The following is a 25220-nucleotide window of genomic DNA, read 5'->3' as shown; positions in this document are numbered from 1 at the left end:
TTGGAAATCAAACATAGGGAAAAATTTTGTTAGTCGGGAAGTCCGGAAGACGGAAAGTCCGAAAGAGATAGTTGTACAAATACTTTTCTTACTTTCGGACTTTCCGTCTTCCGGACTTTCTGACTTTCTCCTATCTTTGGCACTATGGCAACAAAGCAAATAGCATTAATGGCAGGTGGCTTCAGCGGCGAATACGAGGTATCGCTTAACAGCGCTAAAAATATTAAGGCCAATCTTGATCAGGCAAAATACACGGTATACACCATCCTGATAGGTCGCGACGATTGGTTTTATGAAGATGAAACCGGTAACCAAGTTTCGGTTGATAAAAACGATTTCAGCCTTACGCTGAACGGACAGAAGATAAAATTCGACGCGGCCTTTATCACCGTGCACGGCACCCCGGGCGAGGATGGTAAACTACAGGGCTACCTTGATATGATGGGCGTGCCCTATAATACCTGCGATGCCACTACATCGGCCATTACCATGAATAAGGCTTATACCAAAGCTCTTATCCATAGCATCCACAACCTGTACACGGCTAAATCTATGCAGTTGTTTGATAGGGATGTGCACGAGATAGCCGTAATTGCCAATGCCCTGCAATTCCCCTTGTTTATTAAACCTAATAACGGCGGCAGCAGTGTGGGCATGAGCAAGGTGCACAATGTTGCCGCGCTGCCCGAAGCTTTGGAAAAAGCCTTTCACGAAGATAGCCAGGTGCTGGTAGAAGAATTTATAAAAGGCCGCGAGTTTAGCATAGGCATTGCCCGCCTGAACGGCCATTTGACCGTATTGCCAGCTACCGAGATCATTACCAGTAAAGAATTTTTTGACTACGAGGCTAAATATACCGATGGCATCACCAAAGAGGTTACCCCAGCCGATCTGTCGCCCGAAAAGAATGCCGAGATAGCCCAGATAGTGACCGAAGTTTACCTGCGCCTGAATTGCAAAGGCATGGTGCGTATCGACTTTATTTTACAGGAAAATACCAATAATTTCTACTTTATCGAAGTAAACACTACGCCCGGCCAATCGGCAGCCAGTTTGATACCGCAGCAGGTGCGGGCTATGGGTATGAATGTGGGCGAGTTTTACGGGATGCTGATAGAGGGGTCGACGAAAGGGTAATATCTTATTTACTGATCTAATGACGAAAGTACGTTCATCCCGCAGTACGGCAGAGTGGTCGAAAACACGCGAGGGGCATTATGAACAATTCTGTGATGAGATATTGTATAGACGAGGTTTTAAGCTGGATATCGACAACGACCAGGTGTATTTGATATCGACAGAAATGAGAACCTTACTGTTAAAAATTAATAAGCGGAAAACACAATGGTACGAGATCTGGCTTAAATTGAAAGAAATCTGACCGGTACTTAAAATAGAATGCTCCACTTCCAAAAATTCGAAAAAAGATACGGCAACTTCCCGGCGCTAAAGATAGATGACCTAAGCATACAGCCGGGCATTTACTGGATAAAGGGTGTCAATGGTTCGGGCAAAAGTACGCTGCTGAAATCGATAGCGGGGATATTATCGTTTCAAGGCGATATCATATTGAACGACAACATCAGCATTACCAAACAACCTGTGGCTTATCGCAAACTGGTTAACTTTGCTGAGGCCGAACCGCTGTTCCCCGAATTTTTGACCGGTATGGAAATGATCAGTCTTTTTGCCGATGCCAAGGGCGCACCAGCCGGGCAAGCGCAGCAACTGATAGAAAGCATGTACATGACAGGTTACGTCGACAGGCCGGTTGGCAGTTACTCCAGCGGTATGTTGAAGAAGCTATCGCTTTTACTGGCATTTTTAGGTCGGCCAGATGTGATCTTGCTGGATGAGCCGCTGATCACTATTGATGTAGCATCGCTAAAGATATTATACACTTGGATGGCCGAACGCCACACCCAACAGGGCACCAGTTTCCTGCTAACATCGCATCAGCCGTTGGATCACGATGAACTGCCAGCGGCGACGGAGTTACTGGTGCAGGATCAAACACTGAATTTAGTTTAATGCCGAAAGCTTAAAGCCGAAAGCAATAGAAATATCCTAAAACAACCAAAAGCTTTTAGCCTTATGCTTTAAGCTTTCAGCTTAAAAAATGGAAACCTCACTCAGCAGGGTACTCATAAAAATATTTGCGCAGGGCTTTTACCGGGTACACGCGGGCTTGTTCCTGTTTACTTTCCTGGTGCTGGTAGGCGCGGTAGACCCGGGCGAGATATGGAGTTACCATAAACTGCTGATGCTGGCCTTTATCAGCAGCCCCATTATGTTGATGGTAGTGTTTGCGATATGGCTTATCTATAGCATCAAGACCTGGCATTATACTATCACTCAAATATTCGCGGTTAACCAGCAGTTTTTGTTTTACAGCAGTACATCGTTTACTAAAAGGCAACAATTAAGTGGCTGGATGCTTACGCAGGCCAGCATGCTGATGCCGGTTATTGCATACGGTATAACAGCCGTGATAGTAGGGGTGTGGCATCATTATTATGTGGCGCCGGTTATCATTTTGCTATACCTGGGCTTGCTAACCTGGGCTGGCGCGTTTATTTATACCACCCTCATCAACCGGCAAATAGACGGAGGCAAGCAATCGCTGCTAATGCGCTGGAGCAGCAAATGGCGTAAACCGTTCTATAGCATGTTTATTTATCATGTTTTTGATAAAATGAAGGTGCGTTATGTGATCACCAAAGGCATATCGTATTTGATCGTTACCGGCGTGTTCCTGCTTTTTGCCGATGTAAGTCATGATGTTAGGGTGGCCGGTATTGCCATGCTGGCCATAGCCACTGCGCATGCGGTAATTATATTCGAGGAGCGTAAGTTTGAAGAAACCTATCTTATCTTTTCCCGGGGCTTACCCCAAACCCGGTTGTGGCTGTTCGCGGGCTTCGCGCTGGTTTATTTGGTATTGCTGCTGCCCGAAGGGATATGGCTATTCAGCCGCTTTAACCCGCTGCTGGCGGCTGAGTTAATGTTGTTTGGGCTGAGTGTAGTTCTGCTGTTCCACAGCCTGCTTTACTGGATGGGACTGAATATGGATAAATACCTGCAATACATTATGGGCCTGTTTATGGGGCTGTTCTTCGTGATCCTGTACCGGCAGATAGGTCCCTTATTGGTGTTGAATGGGGTAGTGGCTTATCTATTCTTCTATAATAATTATTACAGGACGTTTGCCGTGAAAGCGGAAGGGGAGTAGTCGTTCATTCTACTCACCCCGACATCGCTGCGCTGGTCGACCCTCTCTTCGCTGCGCGCGGCAGCGGGCAGGAGCAGTATCGGATAATCCCATCCCTCTTTCCGCCGAAGGCGAAGAGAGGGTGGTCGAGCGAAGCAATGACCGGGTGAGTATTCGGGTGTGCTACTTACTATAATGCGCAATCACATCATCCGGCACTTTAGCGCCGCGGCCGGTAGCCATATCTATCATCACATAATCAAACCAGCCATCGCAGCAAACTTTGGTGGTTGCCTTGTTGGTGATGGTAAACGCTACCCGACAACCCTTATCGTTAATACTGGAAATGCCCGTTTTTACGATGAAGTAATCGCCCATGGTTAAGGCCCGCTTATAATCAACATGGGCTGTGCGCACTACCCAGCCGAAGCCGCGCTCTATAAACTTCTCCATGGCCATGCCGTAGCAGCGTTCCATCTGGTCGTAGCGGGCGGCCAATACGTAATCAAAGTATTTGCTGTTGTGCACATGCTGAAACATGTCGATATCATCAGGGCGCACCCTAAACTCGGTCTCGAAGGTGGCATATTTTTGTTCGCTCATGGTGGGGCGAAGTTAGCGATTAGTTGGCGTATTAAGCATTATTTCCAGTTCCTCCTCACGGGGAGGGATGCGGCTGCCTGTGTAATGGGAGAGAGGTTTTTCTGCATATGTATCATGGCTAAACCCCTCACCATGCTATTGTAAGGACACATCTTTAAAAATAGCACATTCATGATCCGGGGAAGGAATATCCGTATTCACGCGAAGAAATAATTGAACAAAAAAGTGCTTTTTTTGAACAAAAAATGAACACGCAACGTTTTGATTTTTAATAAAATATATGCGTTTGTTCAGATTTTCGTTTTCTCCTCACTATCGTGTTTTTTAAGGGTACCGACACATTTACGCCACCGCTTATAGTGGTTATTATCGGTACTTTACCCCAGCTTTTTTTAGAGATGCCCGGGCCCAATACGGTTCGCCATCCTGATGCGGTGAGCCAATTACGAGCTTGGTAGCTAAATCTACATCACATTTAAAGATGTACCCACATGATAGGCCCATGAGTGGGAATCGCGCAAGCAACGGCTTTTTAATATCATCTGTAACAAAACTACCACTTGCACATCAAAGATATATTTAGATATTTGTCTAAATATATAACAAAAATTGAACAGCCTTTTTAAAGCCCTTAACGACCCCACCCGGCGCGCCATACTGGAACTGCTGAAGGAAGGGGATATGACAGCCGGCGAAATAGCCGACAGCTTTCATATCAGTAAGCCCAGCATATCGCACCATTTGGATCTGCTGCGGCAGGCCGGACTGGTGGCATCGGTAAAAGAGGGGCAGTTTATCAATTATTCGCTCAACACTACGGTGCTCGACGAGATATTGAAATGGATGATGCAACTCACACAAAACAATAAATAAAGGAAATGAAAAAATTTACGATGCTTGATGGCGCTGCAATAATTATCTGGCTGCTGCCCATGGTATACCTGTACAGTATTTATTATCAACTACCTGCCATTGTGCCCATGCATTATGGTGCAGATGGTAAGCCGAACGGTTACGGTAGCCGCCAGAGTTTTATGGGCGCTATGATGATTATGCAGGGTACAGGTGTGTTTATGTACCTGTTGCTACGCTTTCTGCCGGCTATCGACCCAAAGAAACAGGCGCAGTATAACCCTTCAGTTTACAATAAACTGGCGCTGGGCATACTGATATTTTTAACGGTGCTGAGCATTGCCATTGTTTATGCCACGCAGCACAAGGGCTTAAAGATAGATAAGATCCTGTTCCCGCTGATGGGACTGCTGTTTGCCTTTATTGGTAATATGATGAATAATATCAAGCCTAACTACTTCGCCGGCATCCGCACGCCGTGGACGCTGGAGGACGAGGGTACCTGGAAAGCGACACATCGCCTGGCTGCTAAACTTTGGTTTGCAGGCGGCTTGATCATCACCGTAACTACTTTACTGATACATGGCACCGTAGCCACCATATTTTTCCCGGTGAGCATAGCTATTATGGTGCTGGTACCGGTTATTTACTCGTACAGGTATTATAAAAAACACCATACGGCTTAAAAATTTGCTTAGTTTTGGGTATGCGTAAACACCTGCCACTTGCCGTTTTTTTACTAATGTTTTCTATAGTTGCCCATGCGCAGCACACAAGTTTGCGGAACGAGATCAACCGCATCGCCGCTGCATCCAAGGGTAAGGTTGGGGTTGCGGTCAGTCTGCTGGAAACCGGCGATACGCTAACCTATCATAACCAGGATAAATACGTGTTGCACAGCGTTGCTAAACTGGCCATTGCATTTGCGGTGCTGCATGAGGTGGACAAGGGCCGCTTTAAACTGGAGCAGCCGATACATATCACTAAAGAGGATCTGCCGCCCACCTACAGCCCGCTGCGCGATCTGCATCCCGATGGTAATGTGGATATACCGCTGCGTGTACTCATCAACTACATGATATCGCTAAGCGATAATAACGCCTGCGATATTTTACTGAAGCAATTAGGAGGTACTAAACTGGTGGAAGACCTGCTGCACAGTGTAGGTATCAGTCCCATCGCCATAAAAGCAAGTGAAGCGGATATGGCCGCCGCATGGCCGGTGCAGTATAATAACTGGTGCCAGCCGATGACGCAGGTTCAGTTATTAAAATTGGCACTTACGAGTACTTTCCTGTCCAAAAGCAGCCGGGATTGCCTTGCTGCAGCCTTACTGGCTACATCGACAGGGCCGAAGCGCATAAAAGGCTTAATGCCCCTGGGTACAGCCGTGATGCATAAAACAGGTACATCGCCCACTAATGATAAAGGCTTAACTCCTGCTACAAATGATGTGGGTATCATCGTATTGCCCAATGGCCGGCACCTGGCTGTGGCAATATTTATAACTGATTCTACAGCGCCATCGGCAACGCGTGATCTGGTTATCGCGCAGATAGCTAAGGCTGCGCATGATGAGTTTGTGAGGAGGTAGCTCTACAGCGAGTCATTTAGGAATGAAGCAATAACTTAACCAACGTAGAGATTACTTCGCAAATGACAAGTTATAAAGCATTAGAATGAAAAGGCGTTAAGGTACCATCTGCGTACTCACCGTCGCCACCACCGAGCCACCCCGCGAAAAGTACTTATACATTGATGGATCACGCAATCGAACCACAATTACACCTCTTTTACTGCTGGCATGCACCACGTATCCGTTTTGCAGGTACACACCCACATGGCTAAACTGCTTGCCGTCGAAATCGAAGAATACCAGGTCGCCTTCCTGTAGTTCGTCTTCGTATTTGCGTTTAATGCTGGTTACCTGTTTAGCCGTGGTGCGGGGGATATTAACGTTGTAAACCTCCTGCTCCAGTAACTGGGTTAAGCCCGAGCAATCCACCCCGTCCTTGTCCTGCCCGCCAAATTTATAAGGTACGCCCATCCATTGGTCTATAAATGCATAAAGGCGACCGTTTTGGATCTCGCTTTTATCCACCTGCATTATTTCGGCATACTTATCGGCAATAAAGCCCTGGGGTTTAACCACCTCGCCGGGCGAGCCTTTCAGTACCGCCTTTTTTGAGTGGCAGGACGATAGGATAGTAGCAGTAAGCAGTAGCAGTATGCAGGCAGGGTATAGCTTCAACTTCATGCAGTAAAAATAATGGATGGGTTTAAAGGATGCAGGCGGATGTTTTTAACATATCAACATCAATGCGTCAGAATTTTAGCCCGGCCAGGGGCCAGACAATTTCCCTGATGAAATGAATATGGAACAGCAAAGGCGATGGCGCGATGAGCCAAAAGAACACCCATACCCTTGCAACGACGATATTTTTCAGGAAAAGGATACGCCTGCTGATTAGCGCCTTTTCGAATAGTACTAAAACACCGTGTATGATAAAGTAAAGCATCGGCAGGCCATACCCGTGGTTTACGGGGATACTTAGTGCCAGTTCGTGCAGCAATCCGGAGAACGCGAATGCCAGCATCAGGGCAGCCGCGCTACCAATTTTATTTCGCAGGGGGCGAAAGATGGCGATCGCGGTCATCTCGCTAAAGGCGATATTCCAGCGTTTGCTCCAAAAATCGGTAAGGCTGGTAGCTTTTGCCGGGGCTTTAAACAGGAAGTAGGTATTAGCGCCGTGAAACCGCCACATACCCGCGCTAATACTCAGTATGCCGAAATGCAGCATAAGGCTATAGCCGATGAGTAAAATGGCGCTAACCAAAATATGTTTAAGTGTAGCATCAATAGAGAGCGTGGCGATCTGCCTGGCCAGTAATACCAATATCAAACCGGCTATCAACCTTGTGATACCGAAACGGACCATTGGCCATGCGTTGGGCAGGGGAGGGCCACCCAGCGTTTCAAAAGGTTGCGCGCGCATACCGGCCCAGGCAGTGGCAAAAATAAACCACTGTTTAAAGGTTAATTCCACTGTTTTATATCGATACTCTTCGGTAGCTGCTATCACCTTCATGGCTGTAAAGGTAGTGGCAATAAGGGCCAGCATGCGGATGATGGGATATTCGTTCAGAAAGATGAAGTGGACGGATAGGATGCTGATGACCAGCACCAGCCAGCTTAGCCAAATCAATTTGTGCTTTAGTATAGGGTAACCGGCAAACGCTATCAGCAGGTTAATTAAGCCGAAACAGGATAAGTGCATTAGAGTGGTAATCATGATATCAGGCGGTTAAATTGACGTAAAACGCGAGGCAATATACGGTAGTTAAAAACACGAACAGGCTCACCAGCACCACTTCGCCAATACGGTGCCATATACCAGCCGGGAAATTGCTCCTGTCGAAATAGAAGAACTGGATAGATAGCCTTGATATCCAGTAAGCGGCAATAAAACCGGTTAACAGGCGCGCAAGGGTCGACGCGTTTGTCAGGTCGGTATAGCAAAATGCCGATACCAGCCCAAAGCACAGGTTGATAACAAGTATGTAACAGGCGTAAACCCAAAATATTTGTTTAATTAAGGGCTGTACTTTTCGCAACTCGCTTTGCCAGTTAAGGATATGGGGGATAACCGGGCTAACCAGCGCGAGCACAATTTGCCCCAAACCGGCTAATAAGACTAATAATTGTATATGTGCTACTATGTATTCCATAGTACAAATGTAAATATATTACTGAACTTTCAAAAAATATTGAAAATTAAATTAATATATTGACAGGTATTTTATTATTAAATAAATCAAAACTGTAAAAGAGGGAAGATGACTTAGGCCGATACCGGTATTTTGGGGGCCAGGGCCTGTTGCAGGTCGATGTCGACAACTGAAATTAGTTTTGAGCCGCAGATGCTGCAATGATGTTCGTACGCTAAAGTATGGGCGGTAAAAGGCAAGTCGATGATATGGATGGAATCGCTGTGGTAAACAGAACCCTCGCAAGCCTTATTGAAGCAATAATATGATATCTTGTCTTTTTTCATGGCGGTTTCTGTAAATTCTCTCATCGTTTTTATTGCTAATAAAGTGCCATGAATGGTTTGAAACTTGTTTTACGCAGAAATTGATCAATTAGTTATCATTAAATGATAAAAATATCGATTTGAATATTGTGGATATTGACAGTCTCTTACTTGCCATCGCACAAAAAAACAGACAGTTAACCAAAAAAACAGACAACGTAGTTACACGTTTAATTTTGTTGCCAGGGCGTAAAACAAAAAAAGCTTCCTAAGGGAAGCCGTTTTGTTTTTGATAGGTAGATGTATATAGCGATCAGGCGGTAAAGCCCGAGAATTGCGGAAGATAAGTTTCGTTGTTACGTAAAAACTGGCGGCTTGTAGCCTTAAAAGCATCCAGGTCATGGGTTAAAATAGCCCTGATGAACTTCTCGGTTGCGGTTAGTTTTGGTGTCGGGGTTAATTTTAATACTTTCATGCCTGTTGTATTGCCAATAGCGTGCCAAAGCGTTTTTATAGCGAAAATTTAAAACATAGCGTTCACAAAAGTGTTCAGTGTGGCTAAATTGTGTACAGCGTGGCCTATGGTATTGTTAAAATAAGCATACACTGTTTTGCTATCTGCCAGCCATTGCTCTATGTATGTGGCATATTCATTCAGTATATCATCAGTATAACTGCCCCTGTAATCGCCGGCGGGGCCATGAAAGCGCAGGTAGACGAAATTTGTAGTGATATCAACCATCGGTGTTGCCGATGCAGGTATATCGTGCAGCACCAATCCCATTTGCAGGTTACTAAGCAGTTGATAGGTTTTATCCTGGTACCACGATCTATCGCGAAATTCGATCGCGATATCCCATTCTTTTTCCGGGTCGGCTTCCCTGCCGGTGTTCAGTAATTTGGTTAGTTGCATAAAGCTACCGGCCTTAATTGACGCCGGGAACTGGATCAGCATACTTCCTTTCTTATCGCCGGCATTATTAATTACATTCATAAATCGCAAAATATCGCCCGGATCGAACTCCAGCCCCCTGTTATGCGTAATGCCCCGCCAAAGCTTATAGGTGAAGCGGAAATTTTCGGGAACGCTCTGGGCCCATTTTGTAATAGTAGCCGCCATCGGTACTTTGTAAAACGAACTGTTGATCTCGATGCTGTTAAATAACGATGCATAATATTCCAGCCTTGTCCGTTCCCGGAATGCTAATGGAAAGGCTTGCTTGTTAGGCACCGGTAATACCAGTCCACTGGTACCTGAATAAAATTTCGCGATCGTTCCCATCTTACTCCTGAACAATCGGGGCGATTAACAAGTTTTGGCCTAAAAACAAATTCAAGCTGATAATTATACCTGCGAACGGTATAATTGAAACATTTGTTATACATCAAATAGGGATGATATTAGTACACTTGCAGAAAATATAGATACAAATGATCAGCAATTTAGAACAAACATTCCGGTGGTTCGGTCCCTCAGACCCGGTTACGCTGGCGGCCATCAGGCAAACAGGTGCTACTGGTATTGTAACCGCGCTGCACCATATCCCTGCCGGCGAAGTATGGGAGGCCGATGAGATAACCAAACGTAAAGATACGATAGCCCAAGCAGGTTTATCCTGGTCGGTAGTGGAGAGTGTGAATATCCACGAAAGCATCAAAACCGCCTCTACTGAACGGGATGCTTATATCGAAAAATATATCAAATCGTTACAGAATTTAGGCGCGGAAGGCTTAAAAACGGTGTGCTATAATTTTATGCCGGTGTTAGACTGGACCCGCACCAACCTCGACTTTCGCTTAACTAACGATGCATCGGCGTTGCGTTACCATGCCCCTGCAGTAGCCGCGTTCGATCTGTACATACTGGAACGTGAAGATGCCTTTAAAGAGTTTACACCCGAACAACAGCAAATAGCTAAGGTGTATTTAGATAGCCTTTCGGCGGATGAGAAAACGTACATTATCAATACCATTATGGCCGGCCTGCCCGGTACCGACGAAGTATTTACTGTAGAAGAATTTAGAGAGCACCTGCAAAGATATGCTGATACTGATGCCGATGCTTTGCGGGCTAACCTTAGTTATTTCCTAAATGCGATAATACCTTATGCCGAAAAGGCCGGTATTAGGATGTGCATTCACCCGGATGATCCGCCATTCCCTATTTTGGGTTTGCCGAGGGTGGTATCTACCGAGGCCGATCTGAAGCATATTGTTGATTGCTGCCCTTCGCCCAATAATGGGTTGACGTTTTGTACCGGATCTTTAGGTGCCAGGGCCGATAACGACCTGCCGGGTATTGTTGAACGGCTGGGCGGGCATATTCACTTCCTGCACCTGCGCAATGTTCGCCGCGAAGCCGATGGCAGTTTCTATGAAGATGATCACTTAACCGGCAGTACGGATATGTATGCGGTTATGAAAAACGTGATACTGGAACAGCAAAAACGCGTTGCAAGCTGCAGAGCGGATATCGCCATACCCATGCGTCCCGACCACGGGCATAAGTTGCTGGATGATGTGAACTATAATACCTATCCCGGTTATTCGGTTATTGGCAGGTTGAAGGGCCTTGCTGAATTACGTGGATTGGAAATGGGTATTAAGCGGACGCTGTTGGTTTAACACTATTTTGCATCGAATTTTTTAAAAGCGACTTCATAATGAAGCCGCTTTTTTTGTAGATAATACTGCGTTATCTTTTATCGATCAGATATAAAAAGTCGCAATTTGTAATCCTTTCACTTAGTTATTGGCTTAAAGATGGCCATTCTAAATTTTTAACTATCGAAACTATGAGTTTAGCAGGTATACCGCCTGTTTTGTTAATAAATGATCAACAGAAGTGTAATTATGCTGTCAATTAAGCAGTCGGTGTTTTTTTGTTAACAATTTAGTTTCGTTTTGTTATTTTATATTTCGAATATTGTTTTAATATTTGTATAATGAAACTAAATAACATGGGGTTCCGGCGCGAAGATTTTATAGACCGTATAGATAATCAACAGGATTGGGATGTGATTGTGATAGGGGGCGGGGCCACTGGTCTCGGTGCCGCGCTTGATGCCGCGCTGCGTGGTTACCAAACTTTACTGGTTGAGCAGGCCGACTTTGCAAAGGGTACATCCAGCCGCAGTACCAAGCTGGTACATGGCGGTGTACGTTACCTGGCGCAGGGCGATATCGGTATGGTATACGAGGCGCTGAAAGAACGCGGCCTGTTGTTTAAAAACGCCCCGCACCTGGTAAAGGAGCAGGAGTTTATTATTCCCTGCTATAGCTGGTTCTCTAAATATAAATATCTTATTGGCCTTACCGTGTACGATCTGCTGGCCGGTAACCGCGGCTTTCAGCATACAAAATTTTTATCGGCGCAAAAAGTGAACGAAGCCATCCCGGGCTTAAAGCAAAAAAATTTGCGGGGTGGGGTGCGTTATAGCGATGGTCAGTTTGATGATGCCCGCCTGGCAATCAATCTTGCTCAAACCTGTGCCGAAAATGGCGGCGTGCTCATTAATTATATGAAGGTAACGGGATTGCTGAAAACCGGCAATAAAGTAAGCGGCATACGCGCCTTTGATATGGAGGGGCAAAAGGAATATACGCTTAATGCCAAAGTGGTAATAAACGCCACCGGCGTTTTTGTCGACGAGATCTTGCAGATGGATAGCCCCTCAACCAAGCCAATGGTAAGGCCCAGTCAGGGGGTACACGTAGTGTTGGATAAGTCGTTTTTGAACGGCGATAGCGCGCTAATGATACCCGAAACCTCAGATGGAAGGGTGCTTTTCGCTGTGCCATGGCATGGTAGCCTGCTGGTGGGCACTACCGATACGCCGCTGAACGAGCATAGCCTGGAGCCGGTAGCGCTGGATAAGGAAGTGGATTTTATATTAAATACAGCTGCTCAATATCTCACCAAAAAGCCAAAGCGCGAGGATGTGCTTTCGGTATTCGCGGGGTTGCGACCACTGGCAGCCTCGGGTAATGGCGGCGATGCTACAAAGGAAATTTCGCGCAGCCATAAGTTAATTGTCAACGCTTCGGGATTGATCACTATTACCGGCGGCAAGTGGACAACCTACCGCAAAATGGCCGAGGATGTAATAGATAAAGCTATTGAAGTGGCAAGGTTGAAACCGGTGAAATGTGTTTCGAAAGACGTACATATACATGGGTATGCGCCAGCGGGCGGCAGTGATACGATGGCTGTTTACGGTGCTGATGCAGATGGGATAAAAAAACTAACATCAGCTAACGCGGCGATGGGCGCTGCTTTGCTTGATGGTTATGATGTTACCATTGCGGAGGTGGTTTGGGCAGTACGTAACGAAATGGCCCGCACGGTTGAGGATGTGCTGGCGCGCCGTTTACGGATACTGTTTTTAGATGCCAGGGCGGCTATTTTAATGGCGCCTGTAGTGGCGGGCATTATAGCGGCAGAGCTTGGTTATAATGAGCAATGGGAGGCAGGGCAGGTTGATGTGTTTACTCGGCTGGCTAACAGATACTTGCTTGAAGCGTACTATCCGGATGTGGAAAAAAAACGTAAAAAAATAGCGATATAAGCAATGTTAAGCCATTGTTAACAGTAATTTAAAACTAAATTTACATAAGCGAAGCATCTTTGTGGCTTAAACACAAGGAAATGAAATTAATAAACCAAACCAAACAAAACCAATCGTAAAACCCAGAATTATGAAGAGAACCTTTACTTACTGCTTCAGGGTGCTTTTACAAATGCGCTGTAATTTAAACAGCAAGTTTGAAGTGCTAAAAGCAATGTTTAATGGCGGGCGGCAGTATAGTCCCTTGCTTATTAAAGTTTTACCCTTAATGCTTATGGCGTTAATGGCATCGCCACGTTTTGCACAAGCGCAACAAGGCACAACCGTTACTGTAAAAGGTACCGTGCTTGACGATAAGGACGGTAGCCCGCTGCCCAGCGTTACCATTGCCGACGCCGCGCGTAAAACACTGGGTATTACAGATGTTAATGGTTTGTTTACCATAAGGGCGCCGAAAGGTACCGAGGTGCAGTTTAGCTTTTTGGGCTACACTACGCAAAAACAAACATTTAATGCCAACCAGGATAAAGTTGTAATACGCTTAAAACCGGCCGCAGCTAACGATTTGAACGAGGTGGTAGTAACCGCCCTAGGTATTAAAAGGGAAGAAAAAGCCCTGGGTTACGCTGTAACCAATCTTAAAAATAAAGATCTGACCGATGCGGTATCCAATAACTGGACAGATGCGTTGCAGGGTAAGGTTGCCGGTTTAAATTTGATCAAATCGGGCGGTGGCCCTGCCGGTACCAGCAAAATTATCTTGCGTGGTGAAACCAATCTTGACGGTGATAACGCCGCGCTGATCGTGGTTGACGGTGTGGTTACCAGCGGTAGCAGCGCACGCCAAACCAATCCGGGTACATCGGGCAGCGCCTATCTTGCTGCCGATTCGCCAACCGACTTTGGTAACAGCCTTGCCGATATCAACCCTAACGATATTGAAAGTGTAACCGTACTGAAAGGCCCTGCTGCAGCCGCGTTATATGGTCTGCGTGGTTCGCACGGTGCAATTATCATTACTACCAAATCGGGTAAATTAAACAGCAAAGGCATTGGTGTTACCTTCAGCACTAACACAGCTATCGATCAGGCTTATCACTTCCCTGATTACCAGGAAGAGTACGGTCAGGGTGCAGACGGGCAAGATCTTTACTACTCGTACCTGGCTACTGCCGATGGCGCCAGCACCCGTAGTACAAGTAGTGCCTGGGGCCCTAAATTTAATGGACAGTCATACTTCCAGTACGATCCGAACACTGGTACAACCAGCGCGACGCGCTTACCCTGGGTAGCTTATCCAAAAAACCACGAGCAGTTTTTCCAGTTAGGTAAAACGTTTACCAATAGCCTTGCGCTTGATGGCGGTAACGATAAAACTACTGCCCGTTTATCGGTAACCAACCTTAAAAATACCTGGATCATTCCTAACACCGGTTATAACCGCAACACGGTTGCTTTATCGGTTAACAGCAAATTGAACGATAAATTACAGGTTAGCGCTAAAGCCAACTATACTAATAAATATTCTGATAACCTGCCCTCAACCGGTTATAACAACCAAACCATTATGTATTTCATCCGCGGCCTGACGCCAAATATGGATATCAACTGGTTTAAAAACTATTACCTGGCCGGGCAGGAAGATGTAGCGCAGAACAGGCCCTTCAGCAGTTTGCTGGATAACCCATACCTGATCGCTAACGAAATGCTGAACAAATCGAACCGTAATCAACTGACCGGTACAGTAAGCGCTACGTACAACTTCATGAAAAACCTGAGCCTGACTGTACGTACTTCTACCGACTTATCGTACGAAGAACGTTCGCAGCAGCGCCCAAAAAGTACCAACAAATTTCCTGACGGATCTTTCCGTACACAAACCCTGTACAACCAGGAAAGCACCAGCGATTTCCTTGCCCGTTACAATGCTAAAACAGGCAAGTTTGATTATAACGTAACTTTAGGCGGCAGCCACCTATCAAACCACTATAACAAAACCGAGCTGCAGGCCGATAAATTGTTATACCCGGGTGTATATACTTTGGCTAACAGCAAGGTAACATTGGTAAGCTTGCCATATACCGAAAACTATATCTTCAACAGCTTTTATGGTTTAGGTTCAATTAGCTACGATGAGTTTATGTACCTGGATTTAACTGCCCGTAACGACTGGGCCAGTACATTGGCTACACCAACCTCAAGCGATAAAGCATCGTTCTTCTATCCTTCGGCAAGTTTAAGCAGTGTATTGTCTGAAAAATTGAAAATGCCGTCGGCTATTTCTTATTTAAAACTGCGCGCTTCGTTAGCTTATACTGGTAGCGGTGGTGTGGTACCTTACAGAACATCGTACGTATACTCGCCAACTGCTTTTGCCGGTGGCTTAACCAATCCTACAGCTTTGGCTAATGATGGTTTGAAACCGCAAAAAACACGCGCTATTGAATTTGGTACCGATGTGAGGTTCTTCAGAAGCCGTTTGAATTTTGATTTCACCGTATATCAAAACAATACCTATAACCAGATATTACCTGCCAGGTTAGACCCAGCAAGCGGTTACCCAACGGTATTGGTTAACGCCGGCGAGGTACAAAACAAAGGTATAGAGCTTACCGTGAACGCCGTTCCGGTACAAACCAAAGATGGCTTTAAATGGACAGCCATAGGTACTTTTACTGCTAACCGTAATAAAATATTATCGTTGGTTGATACCACCAGCACACTGGTGTTAGGTACCGGCCCGCGCGGTACTACCGAAGCCCGCATAGGCGGCAGCTTTGGCGCCATGTATGGTTTAGGTTATACTTACGCGCCCGACGGCCAAATTGTATACGCCAATGGTTTGCCGGTATTAAGCACGGCTACCAAATATGTTGGTAATGCCAACCCGCAGTTTAAAGGTAGTTTAGGCAGTACATTCAGCTACAAAGGTGTTAGTCTTACTGTATTGTTTGATGGCCAGTGGGGGGGTAAAGGCTACTCGCTTACATCGGCAGTACTGTCTGAAGAAGGTAAGCTTGAAAAAACCGTACCCGGCCGTTACAACGGTATTATTGGCCCGGGCGTAATGCTTGACGGCAGTGGAAACTACGTGCCAAATACAATAGTTGCACCAAGCGCGCAGGCTTACTACAACGCTCATTTTGTGCGCGATAACGTAGAATCGAATACCTTTGCAACCGACTTTATCAAATTTAGGGAGGCGCGTATCGATTACTCGTTTAAACCATCTTTGTTAAGCAAACTGAAAATACAAAAAGCAACCATTGGTGTTTACGGGCGTAACCTGTTTATGTGGACCAACTGGCCTGTGTTTGATCCGGAATTTGGTACGCTTGACGGCAGCGGCCAGATCACTGCCGGTTTTGAGTCGGGCCAATTCCCGTCAACCCGCACCATGGGTGTTAACCTAACTGTAAGTTTTTAACGAATAGAATGATGAAGACAAAAGCAACCAAGTTCGTAATGCTGCTTGCAGCCGGACTCACTATAGCAACCTCATCCTGTAAAAAGGATTTTCAAACAACCAACACAAACCCTAACGGTGTGGTGGCAGCATTGCCCGAAAACCTGCTGCAGCCGGCGCTGTACGATGTGGTATCGCGTAATAACACCAGGGCATTAAGGCTTACGCACGAATTGATGCAGGTGCACGTAACCGTATCTGACGGCGACGATATTCAGCGATACCTGGTAAGGCCAAGCGAATCTGATTACGAATGGACCAACTGGTATATACAACTGAACAATTTCAGGGACATGTATAATAAGGCGGTTACATTAAAGCAAACAACGTATCAGGGGATAGCCTTAATTTGTGATGCTTACGTAAGCTCGCTGCTGACCGATACTTTTGGCGATGTGCCTTATTTTGATGCTGTGAAAGGCCAGGATGGTACACTGCAGCCCAAATTTGATAAACAGCAGGATATCTATGCCGACCTGTTTAAAAAACTGGAAGCAGCCAACACCCTGTTAGCAACAGGTACCGCTTTAACCGATGACCAACTGACCCTTGACCCGATGTATGGTAAGCAATTAGGTGCAGGCCAATCGGCTGCTACCATTGCTTCGTGGCGAAAATTTGGTAATTCGTTATACCTGCGCCTGCTGATGCGTGCTTCAGGCCGCCCAGAATCAAACGCTATCGCCAAGATCAAGGAGATGATCAATACCAGCCCGGCTAATTATCCTATCATCAGCAGCAATACCGAATCGGCCATTATTAAGTATACCGGTTCAACCGTACCGCTGATCAACCCGTTTTACACTTACCGTGATTTTGATTTCACTACCGGTAACTCAATGACGGAGTTCTTTATCAATACACTGAATAACTGGAACGATCCGCGCCGTGCCAAATGGGCATCAACTGTAGCTGGTGGTACCTATTTAGGCGTACCAAGCGGTTTCCCGCGCGGGCAGGTGCCTGAAAGGCAGTCGGCATATTTAACTACGCTGAAGGTTGAGCCATTGCTGGGTAATATCCTTAGCTATGCCGAAGTACAGTTTATACTGGCAGAAGCAGCGCTGAAGGGCTACATCACCGGCGATCCGGCTACATATTATAATAACGGTGTAACCAATGCTATTACCATGTGGGGCTTAACTGTACCGGCCAATTACTTTAGCAACCCGGCGCTTGCCTGGAACCCGGCAGGCGTTACCGAAGCCAAACTGGAGCAAATTATGCTGCAAAAGTATTATACATTTTTCTTCACCGATTTCCAGTCGTGGTATGAATATCGCCGTACTGGTCACCCGGCATTGCCAAAAGGCAGCGGTTTGCTTAACGGCGGTTTAATGCCATCGCGTTTGTACTATCCGGTGTTTACACAATCGTTCAACCCGGCCAACTATGCGGCGGCAGTAGCTACACAAGGCGCTGATGACCTGAATACTAAAGTTTGGTGGAATAAATAAGCAATCAAGTAAAATGAAAAAAATATTAGGAGCGTTTTTGATGGCCATAGTTGGCATGCTGACGCTAAACTCCTGTCAAAAGGATATTAATCATGCCATTGGTACCATTAACCCGTACGCGTCGCTATATGTAGTGAAAAGCGTATACCAGGGTGCCGATGTGCAAATACAAAGCGACGCCCTGAACGGCGCCGTAAAAACCGGCGGTATTGTGATCTCGAACAACTCGGGCGCTAATTTCCCGGCAGGCTCGCTGGTGATACAAAACACCACCCGCGGCTTTACCCGCGGTATTATTATCGATCTGGGCGCGGCCACTATACCATTCGCCGTTGGCGATTCGGTAAATATTAATGTGGTTGGCGCTACGCTTACCAAGGTTGGTTCATCGCTGCATTTAAGCGGTGTATCGGTAGGTAACATCACCAAGATCAGCTCGGGCGTTACGGTTACCCCTAAAACAGTTGCCCTGGGCGAACTGGTTGCCAATTTTGGCCTGTACGAAAGCACATTGGTTAAAGTAACTGCCGATACCAAGCCTTTGCCTGCTACAGGCGAGAAATATGTGGGTAATAAAGTGCTGAACGATGGCGGTACCAACAACATGAACCTGTATACCCAAACAGGTGCATCTGTTGCCACCGTAAGCTTGCCGGCCAGTGCTACTTACACGGTTATCCCGGTTTATGGCAGCGCCACAGGTGGTTACGGCGATGTACAGCAAGTACGTTTACGCACCATTGCCGATGTAGAAAATGCCAGCGGCCCTATCTATGCAGGCTATCCGGAGAGTTTTGAAACGCCTGACGCTTCGGTTAAGGCATCGTACAATATGAACACAGCAGCGGTGCCTGATAACAGCATCGACCTGAAGACCGGTAACTGGAAACTGGAGCAGGCTATTTTAGGTAACCTTAATGCTAACCGCGACCGCTTTAACGCGCCGGGCCTGCAGTGTATCCGCATGCAGCAAAGCTTAAGCGTACCGGGGTACGTACAAATGAACTTCGATTTAAACAGTGGTGCATCAAAAGTAACCTTTTGGCAAGGCGCTTACTCAACCGACGTTTCGAGTACCTTCAAACTGCAATACTCAACCGATAGCGGTGTAACCTGGGTTGATGCTACTGCCAGCGGCCGTACTACAGCTAATATTGCCACTTTAACCGGTGGCTCTAAACAGGAAACTTATTTGTTCAATATCAGCGGTAAAGTAAGGTTCAGGATCATGAAGCTGGGGCTGGGTACTACCAGCGCGCCAACTATCCTTAACGGCCGTTTGTGCATAGAGGATATTGCTATCTACTCTAACTAATACCCTGCACTAAATAAGATATCCCTGCAATGTAAGCGTTGCAGGGATATCTTATTTTAGAAGATAAACACATCTGCATATATATGAAAAAAACGATCTGTATTGCCATGTTAAGCGGCATGATTGCCACCAGTGCCATCGCGCAAAAGAACAAGACTGTAAAAAACGAACCTTTCCCGTCGTTTGACAGGGAGGCCCACCGCGGTGGGCGCGGCCTGATGCCCGAGAATACCATCCCCGCCATGCTGAACACGATAGATATGGGCATGGAAACCCTGGAGATGGATACCCACATCACTGCCGATGGCAAGGTGGTGGTATCGCACGATGAATACATCAACCCTCTGTTCTCCCTAACACCGGATGGCCAGGAGATACCAAAAGAAGACGGCAAGAAGTATGTGTTTTATAAAATGAACTACGCCGATATTGCCAAATTTGATGTAGGCAGCAAGCCATACCCGGCTTTCCCGCAGCAGAAGAAGATGAAAGTAAGTATCCCCCTGCTTGCCGATCTGATAGACAGCGTTGAGCATTATGTTAAGGCTACCGGCAAGCGCCATGTATTCTACAATATCGAAACCAAAAGCAGCGAAAAAGGCGATGGCACGGTTAACCCTGATCCTGAAACCTTTGTGAAGCTGCTGATGGATGTGATAGAGCAGAAGAAGATCACGCAGTGGGTGGTGATCCAATCGTTTGATAAGCGTACGCTACAGGTGCTGAACAAGAAATATCCTAACGTGCGTACATCATGGTTGGTAAGTAACAAAAAAAGCACTGCCGATAACCTGGCCGACCTGGGCTTTAAACCATTCATCTACAGCCCTAACTTTAGCATGGTAACTGCTGATGTGGTGAGAGAATGCCACGAGCAGGGTATTAAAGTAGTACCATGGACACCGGATACCAAAGAGGATATTGCAGCCCTGAAAGCGTTGGGCGTTGATGGTATCATTAGCGATTATCCTAACTTTTTGCAGTAAGAGAATGAGAGACAGACTTACGAAGCTTTTAAAACTTCGTAAGTCTGTAAGAACACAAAGAACCAATAAACCAAACCATAAATGATTAAAACCATATTTACGCCTGCAGCCCATAAAGAACAATTGCCGGAAAGCGAAATTGCCCCAAAGTATAACGCCTTGCGCTGGCAGGTGTTCATCGGGATATTTTTAGGTTATGCCGGATACTACCTTGTACGTAAAAACTTCTCGCTCGCCATGCCCGACCTGATAAAAATGGGTTATTCCAAATCAGATCTTGGTTTCGCTTTATCGGCAGGTGGCATAGCTTATGGTTTAAGCAAATTTTTGATGGGGAACGTAAGCGACAGGAGCAATGCCCGTTATTTCCTGAGTATTGGTTTGGTGCTTTCTGCTTTGTGTATGATCGTGATGGGTACCATGTCGTGGGCTACTTCATCGGTGGTGATCATGTTCTCTATTTTGCTTATCAATGGCTGGTTCCAGGGGATGGGCTGGGCGCCATGCGGCAGGGTAGTGGTACACTGGTTCTCAACCCGTGAACGTGGGCGCACCATGTCTATATGGAATTGCGCGCACAATGTTGGCGGCGCGCTGATGGGCGCGGTAACCTATTTGGCCATTGTGTTTTTTGCTACCTGGCAAAGCAAATTGTACTTCCCGGGACTTATCGCTTTGGGCTTCGCGCTGATCGCGTTCTTATTGGTGCGCGATACGCCGCAATCCTGCGGTTTGCCGCCTGTTGAGCAATATAAGAACGATTACCCCAAAGCCTACTCGGCCGAGCACGAAAAGGAGTTAACCGCGAAGCAGATATTCTTCAACTTTGTGTTTAATAACCGCCTGTTATGGTATATCGCTTTCGCCAACGCCTTTGTATACCTCATCAGGCAGGGTATACAGGATTGGGCCCCAACATACCTTACCGAAGTAAAGCATTTTTCGGATAAAGAGATCAGCTGGTCGTACTCGTATTTTGAGATTGCCGGCATCCCCGGCACCCTTATCTGCGGCTGGCTGAGCGACACCGTATTTAAAGGCCGCCGCGCCCCGGCAACGGTGATCTACATGCTGTTGATCATTTTGGCAGTGCTGGTTTACTGGCAATGCCCGGCAGGCAACCTGTTCGTAGCTAATGCGTCGCTGATAACTATCGGCTTTTTGATCTATGGCCCGGTAATGCTGATCGGCGTACAGGCACTTGACCTGGTACCCAAAAAAGCGGCCGGAACAGCGGCAGGACTTACGGGTTTCTTCGGTTACATGGGCAGCGCTTTGTTTGCCAATATCGCCATTGGGCAGGTGCTGGACCATTACGGTTGGGATGCCTCGTTCTATGTGATCATCGCGGCTTGCGTGCTGTCGATATTTTTTACAGCTTTGACCTGGAACCGGGAAAAGGCGAATTTGCTGGCGAAGTAAATGCCGGACAACTTGTTATTTCCGATAGAGCAAGTGTAGGGAAAAGCGGGGACGCGAAAGAGAACTACTCTCTTGACCGAAGGAACAAATCTTGCACGTGCAATAGGTACCACGTATAAAATTTCTCCTCACCCCATCTCACAGCCCAACCCGTGTTCGTTCGAAATGACATTTGGATATATAGAATAGATTATGAAAAAAACATCACTCATAAAAACAATCCTATTGGCACTAATCTGCCTGGGCAGCACCGTATTTGCGCAAACCACCCCTGCTACTACTGCCGCTAAACCAGCCGCGGTATACCCGCCGGGCTTTATGGATAGCACCTATCGCCCTAAAATTACGCCCGATAGCATAGCAAGCTTTAAGGCGCACCCCGTAGGTAGCGATAACATTGTGTTTTTAGGAAACAGCATCACCGCCCGCTGCAATTGGGCTAAACTGTTTAATAACCCACTGATAAAGGGTAGGGGAATTTCCGGAGACCTGACCTTCGGCGTGTTGGAGCGCATGGACGAGATCATTGCCGGGCACCCGAAGAAGGTATTTATACTGATTGGGATAAACGACATATCGCGCAATGTGCCCGATAGCATTATCGAGCGCAATCACCGTAAAATGGTGGCGAAGATCCGCGCCGGTTCGCCCGAAACGCAGATCTATTTCTGCACTTTGTTGCCGGTTAATCCAGTATTCGGCAAGTTCCCTAACCATTACGGTAAGGACGGGCACATCCTTGCCGTTAACGCCGCTATCCGCAAGCTAAAGGCTAAGAATGTGAATATTGTTGACCTGTACCCGAATTTCCTTGATAGCGAAAATCACCTGAAGGCCGAATACTGTGTAGATGGCCTGCACCCTAACGATGCAGGTTACCAGGTTTGGGTAAAGGTGTTTGAAAAGGGTGGGTATTTGAAATAATATAACCGCCTGTCCAGGCGTCCACGCCTGGACAAAATACCAAGTAAGCGTCCACGCTTACATTTATTACAGGAGCGTAGACGCTCCAAAAAATGTTTCAGTCAAGCGTGGACTCTTGACCGGGCAAACAGCTTTTTATCGTACTATGAAAAAAACATTATCCATTCTGCTATTATGGTCGGCACTTATCAGTTGGCTGCATGAAGCCAATGCGCAAAACACCAAACCATCAGCCGATGCGGTTTACGCGTTGATCGCTCGCATTATTCCCGCGCACAAGCAGGATTTCGGTGTGGCTTTCATCCCTAAGCAGAATGGAAAAGATGTGTTTGAAATAGCAGACCAGAACGGTAAGATCATGCTAAGCGGATCGAACGGGGTATCGGTAGCCAGCGCCCTGAATTATTACCTGAAACATTATACGCATTGCGATATCGGCTGGAACGGCACTAATCTTAAACTGCCCGCCAAACTGCCGCGCGTGGGCGTTAAGGTGCGCAAGGTAACGCCGTATACCTATCGTTATGATCTGAATTACTGCACCTTCAACTACACCATGAGTTGGTGGACCTGGGACCGCTGGCAGCAGGAAATAGATTGGATGGCTTTGAACGGTGTGAACATGCCGCTCGCTATCACCGGGCAAAACAGCATTTGGCAGCGGGTTTACAAAAGTTTGGGCTTTACCGATAAGGACCTGTCTACGTTCTTCAGCGGGCCAGCCTATTTCAATTGGTTTTGGATGGGTAATTTAGATGGTTGGGGCGGCCCGCTGCCCCAAAGCTTTATGGATAAGCACGAGGCGTTGGAAAAGCAGATCCTGAAGCGTGAGCGTGAACTGGGCATGACACCCATATTGCCTGCCTTCACCGGACACGTTCCGCCATCGTTTAAAACTAAATTCCCGAATGCTAAGCTAAAAAAGACCGATTGGCAGGGTTTCCCCGATGTTTATATCCTTGATCCCGACGATGAACTGTTTGCTACCATTGGCGAACGTTTTATCAAAGAGGAGGTAAAAACATTCGGTACCGATCATTTATACTCGGCCGATACTTTTAATGAGAATACGCCCCCAACCAACGATTCTACCTACCTGGATGCCGTAAGCAAAAAGGTATACCACTCGATGGCCGCCGCCGATCCGAAAGCCACCTGGATCATGCAGGGCTGGATGTTCTCGTACTCGGCTAAGTTTTGGCAACCCAAACAGATCAAAGCGCTGCTGAACGGCATTCCTAACGATCACATGATCATTCTCGATCTGTACAGCGAAAACAAACCTGTTTGGGATAAAACCGACGCCTATTATGGCAAACCCTGGATCTGGTGCATGCTGCATAATTTTGGTGGTAACATTAGCCTGTATGGCCGCATGAGTAACGTAGCTGCCGATCCGGCTAATGCGTTGAACGATCCGCGTTCGGGTAAAATACTGGGCATCGGCCTAACCCCCGAGGCCATCGAACAAAACCCTGTGATGTACGAACTGATGATGGAAAACGTTTGGCGCGATAAACCTATTGAGCTTGACGCTTGGCTAAATGATTACGCTTACCGCCGTTACGGTAAAAAGAACGCGCAAGCCGAAGCCGCCTGGCAGGTGCTGAAGAACACCGTTTACACCGGCGGCATCCGCAAAGGGGGTAACGAATCTATCATTTCAGGCCGGCCAACATTGGCGAAGTCTACGCTGTGGGCAAACCCGCAAAAGTTTTATCGCTCGGAAGACCTTGTGCCCGCCTGGCGCGACCTGATAACAGCGGCAGACGATTTGAAGAACAGCCAGGGCTTTCGCTACGATCTGGTGGATGTAACCCGGCAGGTACTGGCCAATTATGCCGACACGCTACATGCGCAATTTGCAAAGGCGATAAAAGCCAAAGACCTTCAGGGCTATAAAAAATTAAGCGCCGGGTTTTTAGGGGTGATGGATGATATAGACAAGCTGCTATCCACCCGCAAGGATTTCCTGCTGGGCCGCTGGCTGGAAGCCGCCAAAGCTAATGGCAGCACACCCGAAGAAAAACGCCTTTACGAATTTAACGCCCGCGACCAGATCACACTTTGGGGCGATAAGAACAGTGTACTGAATGATTACGCCTGTAAGCAATGGGCAGGTATGCTATCGGGCTTTTATAAACCCCGCTGGCAGCAATTTTTTGCTTATGCAGATAAAAGCCTGGCCGATGGCAAAGCGTTAGACGAAAAAACATTCCAGGCGCAAATAAAGGATTGGGAGTGGACTTGGGTGAATAAGCGGGATATTTACACTACCACACCTAAGGGCGATGAGATAGTTGTAGCTAAGGAGATGTATAAGAAATACTTTGACAGGGTAAAATAACTGTGAGATAATTACCTCTGTGTGCGCTGTGGTTA

General features: G+C 46.7%; 23 protein-coding genes. 16 read left to right on the top strand and 7 right to left on the bottom strand.

The window, feature by feature from the left end; translation table 11 throughout:
• Positions 1 to 144 precede the first annotated feature (144 nt).
• From HQ865_RS13085 to HQ865_RS13070, 4 genes are all read left to right on the top strand, one after another.
• Positions 145 to 1137: a D-alanine--D-alanine ligase gene (locus HQ865_RS13085; protein WP_173415321.1), complete on the top strand. Its 993-nt coding sequence runs from the start codon at positions 145 to 147 to the stop codon at positions 1135 to 1137.
• 19 nt (positions 1138 to 1156) lie between these two features.
• Positions 1157 to 1381 carry a hypothetical protein gene (locus HQ865_RS13080; RefSeq protein ID WP_173415320.1) on the top strand — a complete coding sequence of 75 codons (225 nt, stop codon included), beginning with the start codon at positions 1157 to 1159 and terminating at the stop codon, positions 1379 to 1381.
• Between the two features lie 17 nt (positions 1382 to 1398).
• Entirely contained in the window at positions 1399 to 2031 is a 633-nt protein-coding gene (locus HQ865_RS13075; protein ID WP_173415319.1) for an ABC transporter ATP-binding protein, read from the top strand.
• 88 nt (positions 2032 to 2119) lie between these two features.
• Positions 2120 to 3232 (top strand): hypothetical protein, encoded by a 1113-nt coding sequence (locus HQ865_RS13070; RefSeq protein WP_173415318.1) that lies wholly within the window; start codon positions 2120 to 2122, stop codon positions 3230 to 3232.
• 162 nt (positions 3233 to 3394) lie between these two features.
• On the opposite strand, the gene HQ865_RS13065 is transcribed toward HQ865_RS13070, so the two are convergent.
• Positions 3395 to 3814: an acyl-CoA thioesterase gene (locus tag HQ865_RS13065; protein WP_173415317.1), complete on the bottom strand. Its 420-nt coding sequence runs from the start codon at positions 3812 to 3814 to the stop codon at positions 3395 to 3397.
• Between the two features lie 609 nt (positions 3815 to 4423).
• On the opposite strand from HQ865_RS13065, the gene HQ865_RS13060 reads away from it, so the two are divergent.
• From HQ865_RS13060 to bla, 3 genes are read left to right on the top strand one after another with little or no spacing between them, the layout of a single operon-like run.
• The gene (locus tag HQ865_RS13060) at positions 4424 to 4687 is read left to right on the top strand and encodes an autorepressor SdpR family transcription factor (protein WP_173415316.1); all 264 of its coding nucleotides are present in this window, start codon (positions 4424 to 4426) and stop codon (positions 4685 to 4687) included.
• 5 nt (positions 4688 to 4692) lie between these two features.
• A complete protein-coding gene (locus tag HQ865_RS13055; protein WP_173415315.1) occupies positions 4693 to 5352 on the top strand; it encodes an SdpI family protein in 660 nt (219 codons plus the stop codon).
• 56 nt (positions 5353 to 5408) lie between these two features.
• Positions 5409 to 6260 (top strand): class A beta-lactamase, encoded by an 852-nt coding sequence (bla, locus tag HQ865_RS13050; protein WP_237073466.1) that lies wholly within the window; start codon positions 5409 to 5411, stop codon positions 6258 to 6260.
• Between the two features lie 96 nt (positions 6261 to 6356).
• On the opposite strand, the gene HQ865_RS13045 is transcribed toward bla, so the two are convergent.
• The 6 genes from HQ865_RS13045 to HQ865_RS13020 form a co-directional block, all read right to left on the bottom strand.
• Positions 6357 to 6923, bottom strand: coding sequence for a C40 family peptidase (locus HQ865_RS13045; protein WP_173415313.1), 567 nt, complete (start codon positions 6921 to 6923; stop codon positions 6357 to 6359).
• Positions 6924 to 6990: 67 nt separating this feature from the next.
• Entirely contained in the window at positions 6991 to 7959 is a 969-nt protein-coding gene (locus HQ865_RS13040) for an MBOAT family protein (RefSeq protein ID WP_173415312.1), read from the bottom strand.
• Between the two features lie 4 nt (positions 7960 to 7963).
• The gene (locus tag HQ865_RS13035) at positions 7964 to 8395 is read right to left on the bottom strand and encodes a hypothetical protein (RefSeq protein ID WP_237073465.1); all 432 of its coding nucleotides are present in this window, start codon (positions 8393 to 8395) and stop codon (positions 7964 to 7966) included.
• Positions 8396 to 8508: 113 nt separating this feature from the next.
• Positions 8509 to 8745, bottom strand: a complete 237-nt coding sequence (locus tag HQ865_RS13030; RefSeq protein ID WP_173415311.1) for a hypothetical protein — start codon at positions 8743 to 8745, stop codon at positions 8509 to 8511.
• A 268-nt stretch (positions 8746 to 9013) separates the two neighbouring features.
• Entirely contained in the window at positions 9014 to 9175 is a 162-nt protein-coding gene (locus tag HQ865_RS13025; protein ID WP_173415310.1) for a hypothetical protein, read from the bottom strand.
• A 48-nt stretch (positions 9176 to 9223) separates the two neighbouring features.
• Positions 9224 to 9982, bottom strand: coding sequence for a DUF72 domain-containing protein (locus HQ865_RS13020; RefSeq protein ID WP_173415309.1), 759 nt, complete (start codon positions 9980 to 9982; stop codon positions 9224 to 9226).
• A gap of 149 nt (positions 9983 to 10131) precedes the next feature.
• On the opposite strand from HQ865_RS13020, the gene uxuA reads away from it, so the two are divergent.
• The 9 genes from uxuA to HQ865_RS12975 all read left to right on the top strand — a co-directional run bounded on the left by uxuA (position 10132) and on the right by HQ865_RS12975 (position 25185).
• Positions 10132 to 11325 (top strand): mannonate dehydratase, encoded by a 1194-nt coding sequence (uxuA, locus tag HQ865_RS13015; protein ID WP_173415308.1) that lies wholly within the window; start codon positions 10132 to 10134, stop codon positions 11323 to 11325.
• A 320-nt stretch (positions 11326 to 11645) separates the two neighbouring features.
• Complete coding sequence (locus HQ865_RS13010) at positions 11646 to 13268, top strand: glycerol-3-phosphate dehydrogenase/oxidase (protein WP_394353342.1); 1623 nt, start codon at positions 11646 to 11648, stop codon at positions 13266 to 13268.
• Positions 13269 to 13398: 130 nt separating this feature from the next.
• On the top strand, positions 13399 to 16695 hold the full coding sequence (locus HQ865_RS13005; RefSeq protein WP_173415307.1) for a SusC/RagA family TonB-linked outer membrane protein: 3297 nt from the start codon (positions 13399 to 13401) through the stop codon (positions 16693 to 16695).
• 8 nt (positions 16696 to 16703) lie between these two features.
• Complete coding sequence (locus HQ865_RS13000) at positions 16704 to 18191, top strand: SusD/RagB family nutrient-binding outer membrane lipoprotein (protein ID WP_237073464.1); 1488 nt, start codon at positions 16704 to 16706, stop codon at positions 18189 to 18191.
• Between the two features lie 13 nt (positions 18192 to 18204).
• Positions 18205 to 19506, top strand: a complete 1302-nt coding sequence (locus tag HQ865_RS12995; protein ID WP_173415306.1) for a DUF5689 domain-containing protein — start codon at positions 18205 to 18207, stop codon at positions 19504 to 19506.
• A gap of 83 nt (positions 19507 to 19589) precedes the next feature.
• Complete coding sequence (locus tag HQ865_RS12990) at positions 19590 to 20492, top strand: glycerophosphodiester phosphodiesterase family protein (RefSeq protein ID WP_173415305.1); 903 nt, start codon at positions 19590 to 19592, stop codon at positions 20490 to 20492.
• An 81-nt stretch (positions 20493 to 20573) separates the two neighbouring features.
• Positions 20574 to 21914 carry a glycerol-3-phosphate transporter gene (gene glpT / locus HQ865_RS12985; protein ID WP_202020379.1) on the top strand — a complete coding sequence of 447 codons (1341 nt, stop codon included), beginning with the start codon at positions 20574 to 20576 and terminating at the stop codon, positions 21912 to 21914.
• 225 nt (positions 21915 to 22139) lie between these two features.
• A complete protein-coding gene (locus HQ865_RS12980) occupies positions 22140 to 22838 on the top strand; it encodes a GDSL-type esterase/lipase family protein (protein ID WP_237073463.1) in 699 nt (232 codons plus the stop codon).
• Between the two features lie 145 nt (positions 22839 to 22983).
• Complete coding sequence (locus HQ865_RS12975; RefSeq protein WP_173415304.1) at positions 22984 to 25185, top strand: alpha-N-acetylglucosaminidase; 2202 nt, start codon at positions 22984 to 22986, stop codon at positions 25183 to 25185.
• Positions 25186 to 25220: the final 35 nt, after the last annotated feature.

This window comes from Mucilaginibacter mali, assembly GCF_013283875.1.
Classification (GTDB): domain Bacteria; phylum Bacteroidota; class Bacteroidia; order Sphingobacteriales; family Sphingobacteriaceae; genus Mucilaginibacter; species Mucilaginibacter mali.
This window is presented reverse-complemented; position numbering and strand designations above follow the sequence as displayed.

Bases quoted from the DNA above. Each gene is read 5' to 3' on its own strand.
- HQ865_RS13020 (WP_173415309.1), bottom strand. From the start codon at position 9,982: ATGGGAACGATCGCGAAATTTTATTCAGGTACCAGTGGACTGGTATTA.
- HQ865_RS13080 (WP_173415320.1), top strand. From the start codon at position 1,157: ATGACGAAAGTACGTTCATCCCGCAGTACGGCAGAGTGGTCGAAAACA.
- HQ865_RS12975 (WP_173415304.1), top strand. From the start codon at position 22,984: ATGAAAAAAACATTATCCATTCTGCTATTATGGTCGGCACTTATCAGT.
- HQ865_RS13075 (WP_173415319.1), top strand. From the start codon at position 1,399: ATGCTCCACTTCCAAAAATTCGAAAAAAGATACGGCAACTTCCCGGCG.
- HQ865_RS13030 (WP_173415311.1), bottom strand. From the start codon at position 8,745: ATGAGAGAATTTACAGAAACCGCCATGAAAAAAGACAAGATATCATAT.
- HQ865_RS12990 (WP_173415305.1), top strand. From the start codon at position 19,590: ATGAAAAAAACGATCTGTATTGCCATGTTAAGCGGCATGATTGCCACC.
- HQ865_RS13005 (WP_173415307.1), top strand. From the start codon at position 13,399: ATGAAGAGAACCTTTACTTACTGCTTCAGGGTGCTTTTACAAATGCGC.
- HQ865_RS13070 (WP_173415318.1), top strand. From the start codon at position 2,120: ATGGAAACCTCACTCAGCAGGGTACTCATAAAAATATTTGCGCAGGGC.
- bla (WP_237073466.1), top strand. From the start codon at position 5,409: ATGTTTTCTATAGTTGCCCATGCGCAGCACACAAGTTTGCGGAACGAG.
- HQ865_RS13000 (WP_237073464.1), top strand. From the start codon at position 16,704: ATGATGAAGACAAAAGCAACCAAGTTCGTAATGCTGCTTGCAGCCGGA.
- HQ865_RS13045 (WP_173415313.1), bottom strand. From the start codon at position 6,923: ATGAAGTTGAAGCTATACCCTGCCTGCATACTGCTACTGCTTACTGCT.
- HQ865_RS13040 (WP_173415312.1), bottom strand. From the start codon at position 7,959: ATGATTACCACTCTAATGCACTTATCCTGTTTCGGCTTAATTAACCTG.
- HQ865_RS13065 (WP_173415317.1), bottom strand. From the start codon at position 3,814: ATGAGCGAACAAAAATATGCCACCTTCGAGACCGAGTTTAGGGTGCGC.
- HQ865_RS13010 (WP_394353342.1), top strand. From the start codon at position 11,646: ATGAAACTAAATAACATGGGGTTCCGGCGCGAAGATTTTATAGACCGT.
- HQ865_RS12995 (WP_173415306.1), top strand. From the start codon at position 18,205: ATGAAAAAAATATTAGGAGCGTTTTTGATGGCCATAGTTGGCATGCTG.
- HQ865_RS13085 (WP_173415321.1), top strand. From the start codon at position 145: ATGGCAACAAAGCAAATAGCATTAATGGCAGGTGGCTTCAGCGGCGAA.
- HQ865_RS13055 (WP_173415315.1), top strand. From the start codon at position 4,693: ATGAAAAAATTTACGATGCTTGATGGCGCTGCAATAATTATCTGGCTG.
- HQ865_RS13035 (WP_237073465.1), bottom strand. From the start codon at position 8,395: ATGGAATACATAGTAGCACATATACAATTATTAGTCTTATTAGCCGGT.
- uxuA (WP_173415308.1), top strand. From the start codon at position 10,132: ATGATCAGCAATTTAGAACAAACATTCCGGTGGTTCGGTCCCTCAGAC.
- HQ865_RS13025 (WP_173415310.1), bottom strand. From the start codon at position 9,175: ATGAAAGTATTAAAATTAACCCCGACACCAAAACTAACCGCAACCGAG.
- glpT (WP_202020379.1), top strand. From the start codon at position 20,574: ATGATTAAAACCATATTTACGCCTGCAGCCCATAAAGAACAATTGCCG.